The organism is Streptomyces aureoversilis (genome assembly GCF_042657885.1).
GTDB classification, from domain to species: domain Bacteria; phylum Actinomycetota; class Actinomycetes; order Streptomycetales; family Streptomycetaceae; genus Streptomyces; species Streptomyces aureoversilis.
The window spans coordinates 22,741-41,777 of sequence record NZ_JBHSKJ010000018.1; the positions used below are offsets into that span (position 1 = coordinate 22,741).

Here is a 19,037-nt window from a genome sequence, read left to right on the forward strand (position 1 = left end):
GAAAAGAAGGTGCCAATCATGAGGGTTCTGGAGCAAACCATCTCCCGGTACGACCCGAAGTTCGATGTGGCAGCGGCACGGCTGGGACTCGGCCGGGACGGGAACGTCTACCTGGCCTCCCCCGGCAACGGCCGCGCGCTGCGCACCGCCCGGGACGGTTCGGCGCCGCGCGCGGGCCGGGTCGGATACGCGGTCCTGGCCGTCACGGCCAATGCGGCAGGGGTGATCGCCACCGCGGAGGCTCACTTCCCGCACCGCATCGCCTTCTGGGACGCCGGGTTCGCGCCCCTGGGCCACATCGACGACTTCACCACCGGCGACGCGGAAGGCTATGCCGCTCCGTCGGCGGTCGAGGCGGGCGAGTCCGGCGACTTCTACGGCATCGACCAGTACGAACTGCGGGTGCTCCGGCTGAACCCCCGTGGCGTGGTGGCGGTGCACGGCCTCGAACGGCTCGGCGCCTCGGCGGACCGCGGCGCGGTGGGCCTGCGGGTGGCGGAGGGACGGTCCCGGCTCTACACGCTCTGGCCGTCGGGGGTGGTGTGGGCGTCCGCGTTCGACGGCACGCCACTGTGGAGCGTCCGGGTCGGTCCCGCCGGGCCCGACCGCCGCGGGCTGTTCGACCTGGCCGACGACGGCCGTCTCCACGTGCTCCCCGCCGGGCGCGAGGTCAGGATCTTCGGCCTGGACGGCACCCCCGCCGGTTCGCTCACCCTGGAGCTGCCGGACAGCCGGTACGCGGCGACGGAACTGCGCCTGCGGGGCGACGAGATCCTGCTGAGACGGTCCGATCCGGCCACGCTGTTCGAGGTGTACGACCGGCGGACCGGCGCCCTGCTCCGGCGGGTGGCCGCCGACGTCGAGAAGCTCGTGGTCAGCTACGCGACGGAGGTGTGGACGGCGGGCACGCCGGTGCCGCTGACGATCACCCATGAGCGGGGCAGGTGGGCCGGAGACCCGCGGTTCAGGGTGTGGCTGCGCCCGCTGGGGGTCCCGGAGTTCACCGAGCTGCCGGTCTCCGGCGGCGCGGTCTCGCCGCCGCCCGGAGCCCGTGGTCTCCACCACCTGCGGGTGTCGCCCGACGTCGGCGGCCGCTACAGCGACTACGTCGTGGACGGCGTGGTCGAGATCCGCGCGCCCGGGGCGGGCGGTGCGAGCGGGACGCTGTCGGTCCTGACCCCGCTGAACCGCTTCTACTACGGCCGCGGCGAGGCCGTCCCCGTCACCGTTCTCGCACGGACGGCCGCCGGGGCGCAGCCGCCCGCGACCGTACGGCTGAAGGTCCTGCGCGAAGGCCGTGAGGTCACGACCCGCGAGGTCACGCTGCGCAGCGGCAAGGGGGAGCTGACGTTCGACGCGGCGTCCACCGGGGCGTGGGAGCCCGGCCGGTACGTGCTCGACGCCGGCCTTCCCGGCTTCACCGTCGCGCCGCAGTACCTCGAGATCGGCCCGGGCCTCGCCGAGAAGCCGGCATTCCACGTCGTGCAGCACGGCGACATCTACGCGTTCTCCTTCCCGGCCGACCCGCGCCGGGCGGTCCTGGACCAGGCCCTGTCCGACCTTCCGCGGTTCGCCGACGTGCCGGACACGACCGCAGCGCACCTGGCCCGCGCCCGCGCGCTCGGCCTGAACCTCTTCGTCGACCGCCTCGGCATCGACTTCGCCGCCCGCTTCGTACCGCTGCCGGCCGACCCGGAGACCGTCGCGCGGCTGACCGCCGACCCGGTGGCGGTCGCGCCGGAGAAGGCCGTGTTCGAGGACCCGAGCCGCCGGACGATCGCCGGGTACGGCGCGTACGGCATGCAGGAGCAGGCGATCCTGCTCTACAACGACGCCCTGCTGCCGTTCGACACCCCCCGCAACCACGAACCCCGGACCCAGGAACAGAAGGACGCCGCCCTCAGGGCGACCACCGCCGCGCTGCTGCCCTACGCGGCGTTCCGCGGGTGGAGCTGGGCGGCGAACTGGTGGGTGGTCAAGGTGGGGGCGGACGCCGCGCGGAGTCCCGCGGAGAGGGCCGCGTACCTGGCGGCGCTGGAGACGGCGCGGGCCACGGGGGCGTGGTCCGCCGTGCTCGACACCGTCACCGACCGGAGCTTCGCCCTCAAGGCCGATGCCGCGGCCCACTTCCGCACCGTGCTGCACACGGTGTCCACCGGCAGGATCAGTGCGATGACCGCGCCTTACCGCGCGATCCACAGCCCGCCGCAGATCATCTTCGGCCCGGCCGACGAGGTCGACCTGCATCACCAGGCGGAGCAGATCCAGCCGCCGCAGGTCACCGGGCACGCGGTCGACTTCTGCCGCAGGCCGGGCAAGCCCGTGTGGGGCCACCCCGAGCTGTGGAACGACGACGGCACCGGCGGCATGTTCCTGCCGACCCTGCTGCAGCAGGTCATGCGCGGCGCGAACGGCACCGGCATGACCGGGGACGCGGGCGCCCAGCACCTCGGGGGCCGCGCCCTCGCCGACGAGCGCAACGGAGGGACGGGACCGCAGCCCGGGGACCCCCGCTCCGGGGGTGCGGGCAGGACGTCGGTCCTGCGGGCCGCGTTCGACATGATCGCCCGGCTCGGGCCGGCGATCGCCGCCGCGGAGAACGCGAACCGCGTCGCGATCGTGGTGTCCACCCGGATGCAGCGCCTGGAGGTGGACGAGGGGAAGGTGTTCACCGGCTACTTCGCCGGGCTCTTCGAGGCCTACAACGCCTGCCTGTACGCGCACCGGCCGGCGTCGTTCGTCTTCGCCGAGGACGGCAGCGCCGACGCCCTGCGCAGGTACGGCGCGGTGCTCGTCGTCGGTCAGCGCGTCGCCCTGGACCCGCCGCTGGAGACGGCGCTGCGCAGCGCCGGGGTGCCGGTCTTCTTCGACGGCACGTGCCGCGCCGATCTGCTCGCCGGCTTCACGCCCCTCGGCGTCTCCTTCGACCGGGTCGGCCACGACGAGGCGCCGCAGAACGACGACGCGGCCTACTACCGCTTCCGCCGGTACTTCCTCGGCCACGCCGGCGTGCTGCGCCGGGCCCTGGCCGCCGTGCCGCCGGTCGCCGAGTGCGACAACCCGGAGGTCCTGCTGAGCGAGTGGACCGCCGGGGGCGTCCGCTACGTCTGGGCCGTCAACAACACCATGCTCGACTGGGAGCCGGGCCCGGCCTGGCGGGTGGGCCTGCTGTCGTCCCACCGGATCCCGGTGACGGTCAAGCTGAAGCTGGACGTCCCGCTGCTGCACAAGGTCGTCGACCTGCTCACCGGCAGGACCGTCTCCCCGCTCGGCGGCGAGTTCACCGCCGACCTGCGCAGCGTGCCCGCACGCCTGTACGCCGTCGTGCCGCTGGTGCACGGGCCGCTGCCGTCCGCGCCCGAGGAGTCCTTCGGCCCGCACGTGCGCGACATCGCGGTGTCGTCCGACGGCCGGACCGCCGCGCTCACCGCGTTCAACTGGGACCACAACCTGTACGGCGTCGACCTCGCCACCGGCCGGACGAGCTGGCGGCAGAAGGCCGGGCACTTCTTCGGCTTCGGCCCCACGGCCGTGGCCGGCGGGTTCGCCGTGCAGGGCTTCGACGTGCTCAGCGCCGAGGGCTACCACCTCTACCTCCTGGACGCGGCCGGGGCGCCGCAGCGCCGCTTCGCCCTGTTCGGCCTCCCGAAGCGGGCCACCGACTGGGCGCGGGGCGAGTGGGGCTACGACACGGGGCTGAACAACTTCGCGGTGGCGCCGGACGGGTCGTGGGTCGCCACGTCCGGCGACCTCGGGCTCGCGGTGTGGGACGGCGCGGGGAACCGGAAGTGGGCGCACGAATGGTGGGCGGACCGGCGCGCCCCGCTGCGGCTGCTCGCCGTCGACGCCACGACGCTGGTCGCCTTCGGCCAGGGCACGATCACCGGTCTCTCGGCCGCGGACGGCGCCACCCTGTGGTCGATGAAGGTCACCAGCGGGTCGGAGGCGTTCGGGGGCGGGGTGGTCAGCGGGGACCGGCGTACGGTCGTCATCCCGTCGGACGCCGGGAGCGGCCGCCTGTTCGTGATCCGCGGCGGGGTGCTCGTCCGTACGGTTCCGGTCGCCGCCGAGGAGGTCTCCGTCTCCGCCGACGGGTCGTTCATCGCCGTCACCTCGGGCAGGCAGCTCAAGGCGGTCGACGCCGGCGGGGGCCTGCTGTGGACGTACACCGGCGACGACCTCCTGCGGCGCCCCCGCGTCGCACCGGACGGGACGCGCATCGCCGTGGGCAGCGAGCTCGGCACCCTGGCCGTGCTGAGCCGCGACGGCACCGTCCTGGCGGCGCACGATCTCAAGGCGCTGCCCGTACCGGCCTGGCTGCCCGGCGGCGACCTGCTGGCGGCCACCTGGTCGGGGACCGTGATCCGCTACGGGACCGATCTGCGGCCGCGGTGGCAGAGCAGGCTCGCCCCTGCCGAGACCGACGTCCGCCCGAAGCTGCGCGCACCGGACCCGGTGCCGGTGGTGCGCAGGACCGGCTGGGGCAACGCGGCGCGTCCGCCCCTGCCGCTGACGCCCAACCTGCTCGCGGACACGCACGCGCTGATCCGCGCCGAGCTGACCGACCCGGTGCGGGTCGTCGGCCTGGCGGCGCAGAACCCCACCGGCATCCTCCACGACGGCAGGCCGGACCCGCCCGCCGAGCCGTGGCTGCCCTGGTCGGTGGTCAACCTGGTGGACAGCGGATGGCACGGCAAGTTCCTGCTGACCGTCGACACCTTCCGCACCCAGGTGGAGCTCACCGGCGTCACCTTCGCCGAGGACCCCGCGCACCCCGAGTCGTGGCTGCGCGACGTGCGGCTCCAGTGGTGGGAAGCCGAGAGCGAGCTGTGGCGCGACGGTCCCCTGCTGCTGTCCGACGAAGCGGTGCACAGCCACGTGCTTGGCCGGCCGCTGCAGGCCGCGCGGTTCCGGTTCGTCACCACGGGCGGGGGCGCCTGGCCCGCGGGCAACCTCCGCCTCGGCGAGCTGGTCCTCCACGGCCGGGCGCTGGGCAACTCGCACCGGGACGTGCTGAACCGGCGGTCCCGCGCGGTCCTCTTCGACGAACGGGTGGGCGACCTGCGGGCCGCCCTGCAGCACGGCCACAATCCCGCGTTCGCCTTCCAGCAGGGCGGCGCGTACTCCGGCGCCACGTGCCTGAGGCTGAACGGGCCGGGCGAGGCTCACCCGCTCTTCATGGGCGCCACGTTCGGCCACGCGGTCCCCGACTGGAACTTCGAGATCGCGGAGAACCCCGGGCCGGGCCAGTACCGCTATGCCCGGTTCGCCTGGAGGACCGCCGGTCCGCGGACCACCGGGATCGGGCTGCGGATCGGGCCCGCCTGGCCGAGCCCCGCGGTCGTGGTGTCCGCCGGGGATTCCGCATGGCGCCCCGACTCGGTGCTCGTCGAGCACAGGGTCGCGGCGCTGCCCACCGCGTGGACGACCGTGCGCCTGGACCTGTGGGCGCTGGCCGGCGGGAGGCTGCCGCGGGTCACCAGCCTCAGCCTGCGCAGCAACGGCGGCGGCGCGCTCTTCGACCAGCTGCTGCTCGGCCGTACCCCGGCCGACCTCCCCTAGGAGACCGCCCGGGTCACGGCCTGCGGCGGGGCTTTCCGCGCTTGGCGCCGCCCTTGGAGCCGGCCGCGCCGCCCCGGGAGGGCTTGCCGCCCGACTTTCCGGCCGCGGGCTTGCGCTGCGCGCCGCCCGTACCGGGGCGCTTCTGCTTCGGCTGTGCCTTGCCCTGGGCCTTGGCCTTGTCCTTGTCCTGCGGCTGACCCGCCTGGGGCAGGGGACGGCCGCGCGAGCTGTTGACCGTCCGCCCGCGGACGATCCCGATGAAGTGCTCCACCAGGTCGGTGGTCGCCTCCTGCGGCCACGACAGGGCGACGCGGGACTCGGGTGCGTCCGAGAGCGGCCGGTAGGTGAGGTCCTTGCGGTGGTGCAGGCGGGCGAGCGACTGCGGCACGACCAGCACGCCCACGCCCGCCGCCACCAGCTCGACGGCGTCCGCCGTCGTGGCGGGGCGCTCGATCGCGGGCTGCCCGGGCAGCGTCTCCCAGCCGAGGACGTCGTCGAGGGGATGCAGCACGATCTCGTCGGCCAGATCCGCCGGGGAGACCTCGTCGACCGCCGCCGCGACGTGATCCTTCGGGATCACGACCACGGTCGTCTCGGTGTAGAGGGGGATCGCGCTGAGGTCCTGCCGGTCCACCGGCAGCCGTACGAAGCCCGCGTCGGCGTCGCCGCGCCGCAGCGCCTCGCACGCTTCGGCGGCGGGCACCGCCACGAGCGTCAGTGGGACTTCGGGCAGCCGCTCGTTCCAGATCCGCACCCACTTGGTGGGTGTCACTCCAGGGACATACGCGAGCCGGAACGAAGGGGAATCTTCCGAGCCTGTCACCCCGCCAGGTTACCGGTCGTGGTCAGAGGTAGCTCACATGCTCGATACCCTTGACAGCATGACGTCGCACAAGACCGCCCAGACCATGAAGCCCGCGACCGCGGCGAAGAAGCTGGGTGTGTACCTCCAGGCCACCCCCGCCGAGTTCCAGGAGGGTGTCGTCTCGCGCAGCGAGCTCAACGCACTGCAGGCCGATCCGCCCCAGTGGCTGCAGGACCTGCGCCGCAACGGCCCGCACCCCCGCCCCGTGGTGGCGGCGAAGCTCGGCGTCTCCATCGCCGGCCTGGCCCGCGGCGGGGTCACCGAGCCCCTCACGACGGAGCAGATCGACGCGCTGAAGGACGAGCAGCCCGAGTGGCTGCGGCGCGAGCGCGCCACCCAGGCCGAGGTCCGCAAGGAGGCCGTGCGCATCAAGGAGAAGAACGCGGCGCGCGACGGCCAGGCCGAGGGCCCGCAGGACTGACCCCTCCGTGACCTTGGTCACCCGCTCCCGGTGAACCGCCAGCGGGTCTGGCCGTAGGGCTCCCCCTTGCCGAAGCCGAAGGCCGTGCGGGGGGCCACCGCGAAGACCAGGGCCTCGCCGGCGCCGTGGACGAACACGCCGTTCGCCACGTCGAAGTGCCACTCCGTGCCGTACTTCGCCTCCCACACGCCGGCGAGCCGCCGCAGCCGCCGCTCCTCGCTCACCCGCACGGCCTCCCCCTCGACGACCAGGTCGCAGCCCTCCCGGAGGGTGTTGCAGCCGGTCGTGAGGGCGACGTGCGGGTTGCTCCGCAGGTTCTTCGCCTTGCGTTCCTCCGCGCCGGTGCAGAAGTGCAGCGCGCCGTCCTCCCATACGCCGATCAGGGGAGTGACGTGCGGGCGCCCGTCGGGGCGTACGGTCGTCAGCCAGTACACCTCCGCCCGGGCCAGTGCGGTGACGGCGTCGCTCCAGTCCGCTGCCGTCGCTTGCGCACTGCTGTAGCGCTCGTCCAGCGCGGCGAGGGGTTCCGTGTCGGGCATGGGCGTCTCCTCCTGGAGCCGATCGTGCCCTTCCGGCGAGGACCCCGCATCCGGTCGGCCGCCGCAGCGCCGCAGAGGAGATCAGCGGCGCAGGTCGCGGGAGAGGTCGATCAGGTCGGTCGCCAACGTGGTCACGACCTGCTCGCGGAACTCGTCCGGAGTCAGCTTCACCGGGGTGTCGGGGCCGGCGTGCCCGGTGATCACGCCCGACGGCGCCTCGGCCTTCGCGGCCTGCCTCTCGGATATGCCGTCGAGGGAGTGCGCGACGGCTCCGGACACCGCGCTCTGCATCGACTTGGCCACGCTGAGGTCGTCGACGCAGAAACCCACGTAGGCCGCGATCACCTTGCCCGAGTCGTCCACCACGCGGATTCCCTTGGCGATGGCGTTCCCTCCGCTCACCGTCAGCGTCGGAACGCCGTCCTCCGACTGCGTCAGCGAGAGCGTGCCACGCTCGACCGCCGGATTGGCCATGGCATCGCTCGAGCCGCCGGGCACCTCTGCCGCACTGTGGTCCGCCATGATGCTTCCCTTCTCCGGAGTGCCGGGATGCGCTCTCCCTGACTACCCCCGGAGCCGGGCGCCGATACGCGAGGCGTAGAACCGTTCGGTCGGGCTACGCGTACTGATATGACTACTTCTCACCTCATCGATCCCGAAGGGCCGAGGGCCGGTGTCCGGCCCGTCCCCGAGGTCCAGCAGGCACATCGCCGGCTCGACAGGAAGGCGGCCGGGCCGGGCCGGCAGACGCAGTACACGCGCGGCGCCCTGACCGCGTACCTCTGGGCCCTGGGCCGGGGACAGGTGTCACCCGTCACCGGCGGCCGCTCGGAGGGGGCCCCGGACCTGGCGGCCCTGACGGCCGAAGCGGACGCCGCACAAGCGCAGCTGGAGGACTTCACGCAGCGGACGGTGCCCAGGGACTACGTCCACGGGGTGCTCGACACCCTGGCCTGGGTATGCGGCCACAGCGAGGCCCGTCCCTGAACCGGGGCCGGGCGGCCCCTCTCACCGGCCGGCAGGCACCGGTCCACCGGAAGACGCCCCGGCCCGGAACGTCCGGCGGTAGGCCGTCGGCGACACCCCCGTCTCGGCGGTCAGGTGCTGGCGCAGGGAGGCGGCGGTGCCGAAGCCCGCTTCCGCCGCCACGCGGTCCACCGTCAGGTCCGTGGTCTCCAGAAGCCGGCGCGCGTGCCGCAGGCGCTGCTGCTGCAGCCACTGTCCCGGCGGCATGCCCACCTCGTCGCGGAAGCGCCGGCAGAACGTGCGGACGCTCATGCGCGCGTGCGCGGCCAGTCCGGCCAGGGTGAGGGGGCGGTCGAGCTGTTCGAGGGCCCACGCGCGGGTCGCCGCCGTGGTGGCGTCCGCAGCGTCCGGAACCGGGCGTTCGATGTACTGCGCCTGTCCTCCTTCGCGCCACGGCGGGACGACGCACAGCCGCGCGACCCGGTTGGCGATCTCGCTGCCGTGGTCCTGCCGCAGGAGGTGCAGGCACGCGTCGATGCCGGCGGCGACCCCCGCCGCGGTGAGCACCCGCCCCTCGTCGACGAAGAGCACGTTCGCGTCGACCTTGACCCGGGGAAACGCCCGCTGGAAGTGGTCGGCCTCGTTCCAGTGGGTGGTCGCGGGGCGGCCGTCGAGCAGGCCCGCGGCCGCGAGGACGTACGACGCCGTGCAGATCGACACGATGCGGGCGCCCGGCGGCAGGAGGGCGAACGCCGCGGCCACCTCGTCGGGGAACCAGTCCCTCTCCTCCGCGGGGCCGCAGGTGAAGGGGGGAATGACCACGGTGTCCGCCGTCCGCAGCGCGTCGGCGCCGTGCTCCACGGCGATCGCGAAGTCCGCGCTCGTCCTGACGGGGCCGCCGTCGACGCTGCAGGTGACGACCTCGTACAGCGGCTCGCCCGCGGAGCCTGTCGCGGTACCGAAGATGCGGACCGGAATGCTCAGCTCGAAGGGGTAGACCCCTTCCAGCGCCAGGACGACGACACGGTGCATGGCAACATCCTTTCAGATAATGGCAATCTTGCCACTCGTTGCACCCCTGCCACCTGCGGAAATCTTGCTCCCACGAGGACGGCACGCTGAGAGGCCGGCCACCACCCGGCGGGAGATGTGATGACGAGGACCATGCGTGCGATCGGCCAGGAGACCTTCGGCGGCCCGGAGACCCTCCGGATCGTCGAGGCGGAGCGCCCGGAGCCCGGTCCCGCCGAGGTCCTCGTGCGCGTGCACGCCGCCGGGGTCAACCCCACCGACTCCTGGCACCGGGCCACGGGCGGGCTCGCGGGCGGCGCCGCACCGGTCCGGCTGGGCTGGGACGTCTCGGGGGTCGTCGAGGCCACCGGGCCGGGCGTGACCGTGTTCCGGCCGGGCGACGAGGTGTTCGGGCTGCCCCGCCATCCGCTCCCCGCGGGCACGTACGCGGAGTACGTGACGTCGCCCGCCCGGCACCTGGTCCGCAAGCCGGCCGGCCTCTCCCACGTGGAGGCCGCGGCCCTGCCGCTGGCGGGGCTGACCGCGTGGCAGGCGCTCGTGGACGTCGCCGGCGTCCGCCCCGGGCAGCGCGTCCTGGTCCACGCGGCGGCCGGAGGCGTCGGCCACCTCGCCGTCCAGATCGCCAAGTCCCGCGGCGCGCACGTCATCGGCACCGCCCGCGCGGCCAAGCACGACCTGCTCCGCGAGCTGGGCGCCGACGAACTCGTCGACTACACGCGGGCCGAGTTCGCCGCGGAGGTCTCCGGTGTCGACGTGGTCGTCGACACCATCGGCGGCGACTACGGCCCGCGCTCGCTGCGGACGCTGCGCCCGGGCGGCATCGTCGTCTCCCTCGCCTCCCCCGCCGAGGCCGCACTCGCCCGGGAGGCGGCCCCGCTCGGGCTCCGTGCCTCCTTCATGATCGTGGAGGCCGACCGGGCGGGCATGCAGGAGATCGCCGCACTGGCCGGCGCGGGCCGGCTGCGCCCGCTGATCGACACGACGCTGCCCCTCGAACGGGCCGCCGAGGCACACGGGATCGGCGACAGCGGCCGCACCACGGGAAAGATCGTCCTGACCGTCGCCGGGTGACGGAGGCCTCCCGCCCGCCCCCGGCCCACCTCGCGGGCACCCCTCCGCGATCATGAACCCGAAGACCTACCGAGGAGTATGCGATGACCACCTTCGTACTCGTCCCCGGCGCCTGGCACGGCGCGTGGACCTTCGAACCCCTCGCCCGCAGCCTGCGCCGGGAAGGCCACGAGGCCTACCCGCTCACGCTCACCGGAGTCGGCAGCCGCAAGCACCTGCTCAACGCCTCGGTCAACCTGGACACCCACATACAGGACGTCGTCGGCCTCTTGGAGGACGAGCAGCTCACCGACGTGGTCCTGGTCGGCCACAGCTACGGGGGCATGGTCATCACGGGCGCGGCCGACCGGCTCCCGGACAAGGTGGCGGGCCTGGTCTACGTCGACGCCGTCGTGCCGCGGGACGGGGACTCCAGCTGGTCGCTGGTCACCGACAACGAACGGGAGTGGTACCTCGGCGGGGTCGGCGGGAACGGCTACACGAGCGCGCCCCTGCCCTTCTTCGACCCGCGCGCCACCCCGCACCCGCTGGCGTCCCTGATGCAGGCGATCAAGCTGGACGGCGGGCTCGAACGCTTCCGGAGCAAGGACTACGTGTACGCCACCGGCTGGCCCGGCAGCTCCCCGTTCACGCCCGTGTACGAGCGGCTGCGGCGCGACCCCGCGTGGCGGGTGCACGCCGTGGACTCCGGGCACAACGTGATGCAGGGAGCCCCCGACGAGCTCCTGAAGATCCTGCTGTCGGCCGCCGGCAACGCCCGCGCGTAGAGCGCGCGTTCCGGGGCGGGCCCACCCGCCCGGACCGGATGCGTGGGCGCCCATGAGGGATGCATGGACACGCCATGTACGCTCCCAGCCATGCGATTTTCGGCGAGTGCCCTCCTCTTCGACAGCGATGAAACGCTGGTCTCCTCCCTGCAGTCGGTCAGGCGCGTCTGGAGCAGCTGGGTCGAGTCGTACGGCATGACGCTGGAGGAGGCCATGGCGCGCGTGGAGGTGCACGGGCGGCCGGCGGCCGAGATCGCCGCAGCTCTCCTGCCCGCCGGTCAGGTCGCCGAAGGACTCCGGCGCCTGGCCGATGCGGAGGTGGCCGACGCGCTCGCCGGTGGTGTGGTGCCCGTGCCCGGGGCTGCCGGACTGCTGGCCTCGCTGCCCCAGGACCGCTGGGCCGTGGTGACGTCCAGCGGCAGGCGCGTGGCCGAGACCCGGCTCAACCAGGTGGGCATCCACCCCAAGTTCCTCGTCACGTCGGACGACGACCTCACCCACTACAAGCCCCACCCGGAGCCCTTCCTCCTGGCGGCCGAGCGGCTCGGTGTCGACCCGTCCCGGTGCATCGTCGTCGAGGACGCGCCCGCCGGTCTGGCCGCCGGGCGGGCGGCCGGCATGGCGACCATCGCCCTGACGACGACGCACCGCCCGGACGAACTCGACGCGGACGTCACGGTCGCCGACCTGACCGCCGTGTCCGCCCGCGTCGACGAGGCCGGGGAGCTGGAGATCCTCGTCGGCTGAGCGGGCTGCCGGGCGGCCCGCCCGCCTTGCTCTCCCGGCCCGCGCCCACGCGGACCGGGAGAGCCCCGGGGCCGGACTGCCCCTGGCGGCCCCTATGAGACCGTCAGCTCCGCAATGCCCGTACGGGACTTGGCGGCGGCGTCACCGCGTACCACCACCCGTACGTACCGCGCGGATTCCGCCCCGCCACCGGCGGCGTTCCGCCACTGCCGCCCGTCGGCGGACAGCTGGACGTCGTACGAGGCCGGTGCCGGGCCGTTCCAGGCGGGGGTGACCTCGGTGACGCGCACGTGCTTGCCAAGGTCGGTGGTGAGGGTGCCGGACGGCCCGTCCGGGACCCAGGCCGTGGCCGTGTTGCCGTCGACGGCGGCGGCCGCGTACAGGCCGGGCTCCTCGGAGGAGGCGGTGACCGCGGTGCAGCGGGCCAGGTTGCCGGTCGGGACGAGGTCGGGGCGGCGGGTCTTGAGGACGGCCGGGGCGGCCTTGCCGAGGACCTGTTCGCCCTGCGGGGTGTCGAGGGTCATGGGCGCGCCGTCGGTGAGCCGCACGGTGGTGTCGTGGGCGCCGAGCTCGATGTCGTACGTGCGTCCCTGCCAGTGCAGACCGCGCAGGGTGACGCCGCGGCCGAGCTGCGGGGGCAGCATCGGGTCGAGGCGGAGCCGGTCCTCGCGCATGCGCATGCCGGTCAGCCCGTTGGTGAACGTCTGCAGGAAGCCGCCCTTGCCGGTGAGGAAGTCGTGCGCGGGCGAGCCGGCCAGCGGGTCCTCCGCACCCGCCTTGGCGCCGCGCGCCTCCGAGAACTGGGCGAACGGGCCGCGGACGAAGGGCCTGATGGAGCGCTGCAGGTAGGTGTACGTCGAGCAGCCCGGTTCGCCCGCGCCGGCGGCGGCGATGGCGTGGACCGAGTCCGTCATGGCGGGGCCGTCGGGGTCGGTCCGCTGGGCGTAGTAGTCGAGGGTGCTCGCCGCGGCGCCCTCGGGCATGGGCCACTCCAGGGGGTACATCAGCAGCACCGTGTCGGCCTGCTTGATCTTGCTGCCCCGGTAGCCGTCGTACTGCTGGAAGACCTTGCGCTGCGCGTCGTAGGGGATCCGGATGCGGTCGGCGATCGTCTTCCACTCCGCCGGCGCGCGCTCGCCGAGCAGCTGGGCGGCGTGCGCGGCGTTGCGCAGCGCGGTGACGGCTCCGGCGTTGGTGAAGACCGCGTCGTCGACGCCGTTGCTGTACTCGTCGGGGCCGGCGGTGTCCTTGATGGAGTAACTGCCGTCCGTGTTGCGGTGGACCCTCCCGGCCCAGAACTCGGCGATGCCCTTCATCACCGGCCAGCCGCGCTCGCGCAGCCAGGCGGTGTCACCGGTGGCGAGGTAGTACTGCCAAGTGGCGAGGGAGATGTCGGACTGGAGGTGGATCTGGGTGCGGCAGTGCGGCGGGTCCACGCTGTGGCACTCCCGGGCCAGGTCGCCCTTGCTGCCGCTGTTCCAGGGGTAGAAGAGCCCCTGGTAGCCGAGCTTGCGGGCGTTCTCGCGCGCTCCGGGGAGGGTCCGGTACCGGTACTCGACGACGGTCCTGGCCAGTTCGGGGGAGGTGGCCAGCAGGGCCGGGTACATCCAGGTCTCGGCGTCCCAGAACACCAGGCCCGCGTAGTTGTCGCTGGTCAGCCCCGCCGGGGCGATGCTGTTGGCGGCGCCCTCGCGGGTGCTGGACAGCAGCCCGTACCGCGCGGAGCGCACCCACGCCTGCAGGTCGCGCCGGCCGGGCACCTCGATGTCGGAGCGCCACAGCCGGGCCCAGGCGGCGGTGTGGGCGCGCGCCAGGCCGTCCCATCCGCGCCTGGCGGCGCGCTGCGAGGCGTTCGTGGCGTCGTCGCGGGGCGCGCGCGAGGTCAGCGCGGTGTCGACGCCCACGTACTTGGTGAGTTCGTACGCCTGACCTTTGCGGACGGGGAAGGTGAGGGACTGCTGTGCGCTCAAGTCCTCGGCGGCGTCCGCCTGCCGGGTCTTCGCCGGGCGCACGCCGTGCCCGGCGCGCAGGGTGGAGGCGACCGCGCCGTCGGTGTCCGTGCCGTCGGTGCGGAAGGCGACGTCCATGGTCCGGCCGTTCCGGTCGCTCCGCTCGCTCTGGTCGCCATGGTTGCCCCGGCCGGGGTCCGCGGTGCGGTCGCCGCCGCCGGTCTGCCGGATGCGCCGGGCGCCGCGCCCGTCGATCCGGTCGGTCACGGTGGCCTCGCCGCTCCAGCGCGGCGTCATGCTCAGCCGTACGGCGCCCGCGTGCGGGTCGTTGCGGTCGGCGAGCACCTCGTAGACCAGGTCGGTCTTCCGTCCGTCGGCGGCGGTCCAGGTCAGGGCCGTCCGGACGATGCCGCAGTGCAGGAGGAGGCTCTGACGGTATCCGGAGATACGACCCGGATTCGTCGAAGAGTTGAAGGTATCGCCGTGTTCGCCGCCGGTGGCGACGTTGAGCGTGGTCCAGGTGGGCAGGGCCGCGGCGGCCTGCCGGTCCCCGGCGGTCTGCTGGTTGTGCGCATAGAGACCGGAGACGAACGAGCCGTCGTAGCTCGGAGTGAAGAGCGGCCAGCCGGTCTTGGCGCTGCTGTCGGTGTAACCGGACCCGTTGGGCGCGACGCGCTGGCCCAGGTACCCGTTGCCCACGTAGGCGTGGTGGGTGTCACCGGGGTCGATGCGGGTGGTCTCGAGAGTCCAGCCGTCGTCCGTCCGGCAACTGCCGGAGGACGGGGAGACGGAGGTGGGGGGACGGTCGGCGGTGGGGGGCTGTGGCGCTGGCGCGGCGGCCGCGGGCGCTGCCGAGGCGACGAGCGCGCCTGCCAGCAGCAGTACGGACAGGCGGACGGGACGCGTCCGGGCGCCGGGAGAGTACGTCATTGTGCTCCGTCGTTTTGATCTCCTGCGAGAGTCCCGCGACCATAATTTTGTGAACGGTAAACGTCAATACCTTTGGTAACTCGTACGAGTGTTGAAGGCATTGCCGACCTTGCTCAACGTATATCGCCGGAGAGTTGCGCGCGCGGCGACCGCGTCCGGGAACTCCGCCTCCAGCCCCTGTCGCCGGACGCACCGGGCGTGGTAGTCATGAAGATGACTAGTCATCTTCATGACTACCACTTGAGGGGATGACCATGACCACCGCAGACCGCTTCCGTGCCGCCGTCGACGATCGCGACCTCGCGGCGCTCGACGACCTGTTCACCGAGGACATCCGCCTCTACAGCCCGGTGAAGTTCACACCGTTCGAAGGCAAGTCGCAGGTGCTGGGTCTCTTCGGGGTCCTCCTGCGCACCTTCGAGGACTTCCGTTACATAGGCGACTACACGGGCACCGCGCGGACCAGCGGCGACGGCACCTCCGCTCCGTCCGCGGTCCTGCTGTTCCGTGCGACGGCGGGCAGCAAGGAGATCCACGGCATCGACCTGCTGCACTTCGGCGACGACGGGCGGATCAAGGAGTTCACCGTCATGGTCCGGCCCCAGTCCGCCGTCCACGCCCTCGGCGCAGCGGTGCTCGCCGGACTGGTCGCGGACGGGCTCGCCCCGGCACCGGCCGACCGGTAGCCGGTCAGTGGCGCGGGGCCGGGGCCCTGCGCCACAACACCCGCGCCCCGTACGTCAGCTGCACTGCCAGGTGAACATGGCGCGGTCGAAGCGGCGGGCGCGGCCAGGTCCTCGGGGCGTATGAGCCAGTACAGGGCACCGCAGTCGCCCCACATCATCCCGGCGTCGTCGTCCGAGTCGATCTGGGCGAGCAGCGTCCAGCGCAGCGCCTCCTCGCCGATGCGGGGGTCGTTGTTCGGCGGGTTGCCCAGGGCGCCGCGGGCGACTTCGGACTCCACGTCGTCCTGCACCGGGTCGGCGTGGCCTCCGACGAGGTGTCCCGCGCCCGGGACGTCCCACAGGGCCTCCTGGAAGCCCTCGTCCCACAGCGGGTGGTCGTCGGGCATCGGCGCGAACTCCCGGTAGACCACGGGGTGCCAGGAGTAGGGAGCCGTTGCCTCCACGCGTGCCGCCAGCCGTACCTCGGCATAAGGCCGGATGCCCGCGGGGGCCCGGCGCTCGACGAGGGGGACGCCCGCCGGCACGTACAGCACGCGCGCTCCCGTCCAGCTGCCGGGCTCGTGGGGCGCGACCCACGCACGGCCGTCGTCCAGCTGCCCGTCGAAGTAGAAGAAGAACAGGGTGCCGTCCTCCGGCAGGGCGATGTCGAGGGCCGCGGAGGGGAGCGCGGCGCAGTCGAAGGAGGCGATGAAGGTGAGCGGACCGTGCCCCTCCCATACGGGCCACTCCTCGTTCTCGGGGAGCTCCGGCAGCCCGCCGAGCCGGCCGACGACCACGTCCGTCCCCTCGTCCGCTGCCTTGGTCAGCCCCAGGCCCGGCCGCAGCAGGCCGATCCACCGCTCGGCGATGTCGGCGGGCAGGTGTTCACGGGCGACCGCGTGGAGGGTGTCGGTGGTGTTCTGTGTCATGGGGCGATCATGCACGGGACCACTGACAACGGGCCCGGCGGGCATGAGGGGGACGACGGGCCGAGGGGCACTCCCCCTCGCGCTGCCGCGCCGTTCACAGATCCGGGAGGCGTTCAGCCCCGGTCGTACACGTGGAACCCCCTGCCGGTCTTGCGGCCGAGGAGGCCCGCCTGGACCATCCGCTGCAGCAGCGGAGGCGGTGCGTACAGGGGCTCCTTGAACTCCTCGTAGAGGGATTCCGCGATGGAGGCGACGGTGTCCAGGCCGATGAGGTCGGCGAGCTTGAGCGGGCCCGTCGGGTGGGCGCAGCCCAGTTCCATGGCGGCGTCCACGTCGGCGGCGGTGGCGAACCCCGATTCGGCCATGCGGACGGCCGAGAGGAGGTACGGGACGAGCAGCGCGTTGACGACGAAGCCGGCCCGGTCCTTCGAGCGCACGACCGACTTGCCCAGGGCGGCGGCGAAGTCCTCGACGGCGGTGACGGTCTGCGGCGCGGTGTGCAGGGAGGCGACCACCTCCACCAGGGGGAGGACGGGCACGGGGTTGAAGAAGTGCAGGCCCACGACGCGGTCGGCGCGCCGGGTCGCCATGCCGAGGCGCATGACGGGGATGGAGGAGGTGTTGGTGGCGAGGATCGCGCCGGGGTCCTCGACGATCTTGTCCAGTGCGGCGAAGACCTCGGTCTTCACCTCCGGGTTCTCGACCACGGCCTCGATGACGAGGTGGCGGTCGGCCAGCTCGTCGAGGCTGCCGGTGAAGGCGAGGCGGTCCAGGGCGTCCTCGGCGGAGGCCCGGTCCAGCCTGCCCTTCTCGACGGCGCGGGCGAGGGACGCGGTGACGCGGTCGCGTGCGGCGTGCGCGGCGGTCGCGTCCGCCTCGCAGACCACGGTGTCGAGCCCGGCGCGGGCGCAGACCTCGGCGATGCCGGCGCCCATCCGGCCGCCGCCGACCACGCCGATCCGGCGGAGGGATGTGTTCACGACCGCACCTCCGGCCGAGGGGCGGCGTGCCGGACGAGGTGACGGCTATAGGCGTCGGCGGTGAAGAACGCCGGCAGTTCCTTGGCCAGGGCGGTGCGTTCGAAGACGTCGCGGGCCTGCGCGGCGCGTGCGTGCGGCAGCTCCCCGGCCAGGGCCGCGGTCTCCGCGTCGAGGTGGGCGAGCACCGTGGCGCGGTCGACGGCGCCGTGGCGCATCCACTGCCATATCTGGCAGCGGGCGATCTCGGCGGTGGCGGCGTCCTCCATCAGCCCGTGGAGCGCGACGGCTCCGCTGCCGCGCAGCCAGGCGTCGAAGTACCGCAGGGCGACGGCGATGTTCGCGCGGACGCCCTCCTCCGTCGGCGGGCCGCTGAAGCGGCGGACGGCGAGCAGGTCGGCGGCGCTGACGTCGACGTCGTCGCGGGTGCGGTCGATCTGGTGCGGCCGGCCGTCCAGGACCGCGCCGAAGACGTCGCGGCGGACGGGGACGAGGCCGGGGTGGGCGACCCAGGAGCCGTCGAAGCCGTCCTCGGCCTCGCGCTCCTTGTCCAGCCGCACCTTGGCGAGTGCCGCCGCGTTCGCCTCCTCGTCCCGGCCCGGCACGTGCGCGGCCATCCCGCCGATGGCGTGGGCGCCGCGCCGGTGGCAGGTGCGCACCAGCAGCTCGGTGTAGGCGCGCAGGAAAGGGGCCGTCATGGTGACCTTGGCCCGGTCGGGGAGGACGAAGTCGGGGCGGTGCGCGAAGTTCTTGATGACGCTGAAGAGGTAGTCCCAGCGGCCCGCGTTGAGCCCGGCGCTGTGCTCGCGCAGCTCGTGGAGGATCTCCTCCATCTCGAAGGCCGCGGTGATCGTCTCGATGAGGACGGTCGCGCGGACCGTGCCGCGCGGGATGCCCAGCAGTTCCTGGGCGAGGACGAACACGTCGTTCCACAGGCGGGCTTCGTAGCGGTTCTCGAGCTTGGGCAGGTAGAAGTAGGGCCCGTACCCGGCGTCGATCTGCCGCTGTGCGCAGTGGAAGAAGTACAGGCCGAAGTCCACGAGCGCGGCGGGGGCGGGCCGGCCGCCGACGGTGAGGTGCTCCTCGGTGAGGTGCCAGCCCCGCGGGCGCACCATGATGGTCGCGAGCCGGTCGCCGAGCGCGTACCGCTTGCCCTCGGGCGTGGTGAAGTCGATGCGCCGCTCGACGGCGTCGAGCAGGTTCAGCTGGCCGGTGACGACGTTGTCCCAGGTGGGCGAGGTGGCGTCCTCGAAGTCGGCCATCCACACCTGAGCGCCGGAGTTGAGGGCGTTGACGGTCATGCGCCGCTCGGGCGGTCCGGTGATCTCCACCCGGCGGTCGGTCAGGCCCGGTGCGGGCGGTGCGACGCGCCGGACGGGGTCGGTGCGGACGGCGGAGGTGACGAGGGGGAAGTCGAGGGCCGCGCCGGAGGCGAGGAGCAGGGCGCGGCGGCGGCGCTCCCGGAGCAGTTCGGTGCGCCGGCCGGCGAAGGCGGTGACGAGGCGGCCGGTGAAGTCCAGCGCCTCGGGCGTGAGGATCTCGTCGTGGCGGTGGCCGGGCGGGCCGAGGACCTCGACGCGGGCGGTCGGTTCGGTGGTGGGCATGCGGGGTCTCCAT

At 73.4% G+C, this 19,037-nt stretch carries 14 protein-coding genes and 1 pseudogene; 7 read left to right on the plus strand and 8 right to left on the minus strand.

The features are described 5' to 3' along the window. Nucleotides 1-18 precede the first annotated feature (18 nt). Nucleotides 19-5,562, plus strand: a complete 5,544-nt coding sequence (locus tag ACFPP6_RS27230; RefSeq protein WP_382047591.1) for an outer membrane protein assembly factor BamB family protein — start codon at nucleotides 19-21, stop codon at nucleotides 5,560-5,562. 13 nt (nucleotides 5,563-5,575) lie between these two features. Here ACFPP6_RS27230 and ACFPP6_RS27235 read toward each other — a convergent pair whose 3' ends face one another. Further along, nucleotides 5,576-6,385 (minus strand): LysR family substrate-binding domain-containing protein, encoded by an 810-nt coding sequence (locus ACFPP6_RS27235; protein ID WP_382047594.1) that lies wholly within the window; start codon nucleotides 6,383-6,385, stop codon nucleotides 5,576-5,578. 58 nt (nucleotides 6,386-6,443) lie between these two features. Between ACFPP6_RS27235 and ACFPP6_RS27240 the strand changes: the two genes are divergently transcribed. Next, a complete protein-coding gene (locus tag ACFPP6_RS27240) occupies nucleotides 6,444-6,848 on the plus strand; it encodes a DUF5997 family protein (RefSeq protein ID WP_382047597.1) in 405 nt (134 codons plus the stop codon). Between the two features lie 17 nt (nucleotides 6,849-6,865). On the opposite strand, the gene ACFPP6_RS27245 is transcribed toward ACFPP6_RS27240, so the two are convergent. Further along, nucleotides 6,866-7,387, minus strand: a complete 522-nt coding sequence (locus ACFPP6_RS27245; protein WP_382047600.1) for a pyridoxamine 5'-phosphate oxidase family protein — start codon at nucleotides 7,385-7,387, stop codon at nucleotides 6,866-6,868. A gap of 81 nt (nucleotides 7,388-7,468) precedes the next feature. Continuing rightward, entirely contained in the window at nucleotides 7,469-7,909 is a 441-nt protein-coding gene (locus ACFPP6_RS27250) for a hypothetical protein (protein WP_382047602.1), read from the minus strand. A gap of 108 nt (nucleotides 7,910-8,017) precedes the next feature. Here ACFPP6_RS27250 and ACFPP6_RS27255 point away from each other — a divergent pair, with 108 nt between their 5' ends. Continuing rightward, the gene (locus ACFPP6_RS27255) at nucleotides 8,018-8,374 is read left to right on the plus strand and encodes a hypothetical protein (protein ID WP_382047605.1); all 357 of its coding nucleotides are present in this window, start codon (nucleotides 8,018-8,020) and stop codon (nucleotides 8,372-8,374) included. A 21-nt stretch (nucleotides 8,375-8,395) separates the two neighbouring features. Here ACFPP6_RS27255 and ACFPP6_RS27260 read toward each other — a convergent pair whose 3' ends face one another. Further along, the gene (locus ACFPP6_RS27260; RefSeq protein WP_382047608.1) at nucleotides 8,396-9,385 is read right to left on the minus strand and encodes a GlxA family transcriptional regulator; all 990 of its coding nucleotides are present in this window, start codon (nucleotides 9,383-9,385) and stop codon (nucleotides 8,396-8,398) included. A gap of 120 nt (nucleotides 9,386-9,505) precedes the next feature. Between ACFPP6_RS27260 and ACFPP6_RS27265 the strand changes: the two genes are divergently transcribed. The 3 genes from ACFPP6_RS27265 to ACFPP6_RS27275 all read left to right on the plus strand — a co-directional run bounded on the left by ACFPP6_RS27265 (nucleotide 9,506) and on the right by ACFPP6_RS27275 (nucleotide 11,970). Next, nucleotides 9,506-10,456 carry an NADP-dependent oxidoreductase gene (locus ACFPP6_RS27265; protein WP_382047611.1) on the plus strand — a complete coding sequence of 317 codons (951 nt, stop codon included), beginning with the start codon at nucleotides 9,506-9,508 and terminating at the stop codon, nucleotides 10,454-10,456. A gap of 83 nt (nucleotides 10,457-10,539) precedes the next feature. Beyond that, complete coding sequence (locus tag ACFPP6_RS27270; RefSeq protein WP_382047613.1) at nucleotides 10,540-11,223, plus strand: alpha/beta fold hydrolase; 684 nt, start codon at nucleotides 10,540-10,542, stop codon at nucleotides 11,221-11,223. Nucleotides 11,224-11,313: 90 nt separating this feature from the next. Next, nucleotides 11,314-11,970: an HAD-IA family hydrolase gene (locus ACFPP6_RS27275; RefSeq protein ID WP_382047616.1), complete on the plus strand. Its 657-nt coding sequence runs from the start codon at nucleotides 11,314-11,316 to the stop codon at nucleotides 11,968-11,970. A 92-nt stretch (nucleotides 11,971-12,062) separates the two neighbouring features. On the opposite strand, the gene ACFPP6_RS27280 is transcribed toward ACFPP6_RS27275, so the two are convergent. Next, nucleotides 12,063-14,849, minus strand: coding sequence for a discoidin domain-containing protein (locus ACFPP6_RS27280; RefSeq protein ID WP_382047619.1), 2,787 nt, complete (start codon nucleotides 14,847-14,849; stop codon nucleotides 12,063-12,065). A gap of 254 nt (nucleotides 14,850-15,103) precedes the next feature. Here ACFPP6_RS27280 and ACFPP6_RS27285 point away from each other — a divergent pair, with 254 nt between their 5' ends. Continuing rightward, on the plus strand, nucleotides 15,104-15,535 hold the full coding sequence (locus ACFPP6_RS27285; protein WP_382047622.1) for a nuclear transport factor 2 family protein: 432 nt from the start codon (nucleotides 15,104-15,106) through the stop codon (nucleotides 15,533-15,535). A 158-nt stretch (nucleotides 15,536-15,693) separates the two neighbouring features. Here the strand turns inward: ACFPP6_RS27285 and ACFPP6_RS27290 are convergent. From ACFPP6_RS27290 to aceB, 3 genes and pseudogenes are all read right to left on the minus strand, one after another. After that, nucleotides 15,694-16,488: pseudogene (locus ACFPP6_RS27290) on the minus strand (DUF1963 domain-containing protein); the annotation flags it as partial. Nucleotides 16,489-16,556: 68 nt separating this feature from the next. Next, nucleotides 16,557-17,423 (minus strand): 3-hydroxybutyryl-CoA dehydrogenase, encoded by an 867-nt coding sequence (locus tag ACFPP6_RS27295; protein WP_382047625.1) that lies wholly within the window; start codon nucleotides 17,421-17,423, stop codon nucleotides 16,557-16,559. After that, nucleotides 17,420-19,024: a malate synthase A gene (aceB, locus tag ACFPP6_RS27300; RefSeq protein ID WP_382047627.1), complete on the minus strand. Its 1,605-nt coding sequence runs from the start codon at nucleotides 19,022-19,024 to the stop codon at nucleotides 17,420-17,422. Before aceB ends, ACFPP6_RS27295 begins: the two co-directional genes overlap by 4 nt. Nucleotides 19,025-19,037 lie beyond the last annotated feature (13 nt).

Excerpts from the sequence above, each read along its gene's own strand:
- ACFPP6_RS27230 (WP_382047591.1), top strand. The coding sequence starts at position 19 with ATGAGGGTTCTGGAGCAAACCATCTCCCGGTACGACCCGAAGTTCGAT.
- ACFPP6_RS27240 (WP_382047597.1), top strand. The coding sequence starts at position 6,444 with ATGACGTCGCACAAGACCGCCCAGACCATGAAGCCCGCGACCGCGGCG.
- ACFPP6_RS27245 (WP_382047600.1), bottom strand. The coding sequence starts at position 7,387 with ATGCCCGACACGGAACCCCTCGCCGCGCTGGACGAGCGCTACAGCAGT.
- ACFPP6_RS27250 (WP_382047602.1), bottom strand. The coding sequence starts at position 7,909 with ATGGCGGACCACAGTGCGGCAGAGGTGCCCGGCGGCTCGAGCGATGCC.
- ACFPP6_RS27255 (WP_382047605.1), top strand. The coding sequence starts at position 8,018 with ATGACTACTTCTCACCTCATCGATCCCGAAGGGCCGAGGGCCGGTGTC.
- ACFPP6_RS27260 (WP_382047608.1), bottom strand. The coding sequence starts at position 9,385 with ATGCACCGTGTCGTCGTCCTGGCGCTGGAAGGGGTCTACCCCTTCGAG.
- ACFPP6_RS27265 (WP_382047611.1), top strand. The coding sequence starts at position 9,506 with ATGACGAGGACCATGCGTGCGATCGGCCAGGAGACCTTCGGCGGCCCG.
- ACFPP6_RS27270 (WP_382047613.1), top strand. The coding sequence starts at position 10,540 with ATGACCACCTTCGTACTCGTCCCCGGCGCCTGGCACGGCGCGTGGACC.
- ACFPP6_RS27275 (WP_382047616.1), top strand. The coding sequence starts at position 11,314 with ATGCGATTTTCGGCGAGTGCCCTCCTCTTCGACAGCGATGAAACGCTG.
- ACFPP6_RS27280 (WP_382047619.1), bottom strand. The coding sequence starts at position 14,849 with ATGACGTACTCTCCCGGCGCCCGGACGCGTCCCGTCCGCCTGTCCGTA.
- ACFPP6_RS27285 (WP_382047622.1), top strand. The coding sequence starts at position 15,104 with ATGACCACCGCAGACCGCTTCCGTGCCGCCGTCGACGATCGCGACCTC.
- aceB (WP_382047627.1), bottom strand. The coding sequence starts at position 19,024 with ATGCCCACCACCGAACCGACCGCCCGCGTCGAGGTCCTCGGCCCGCCC.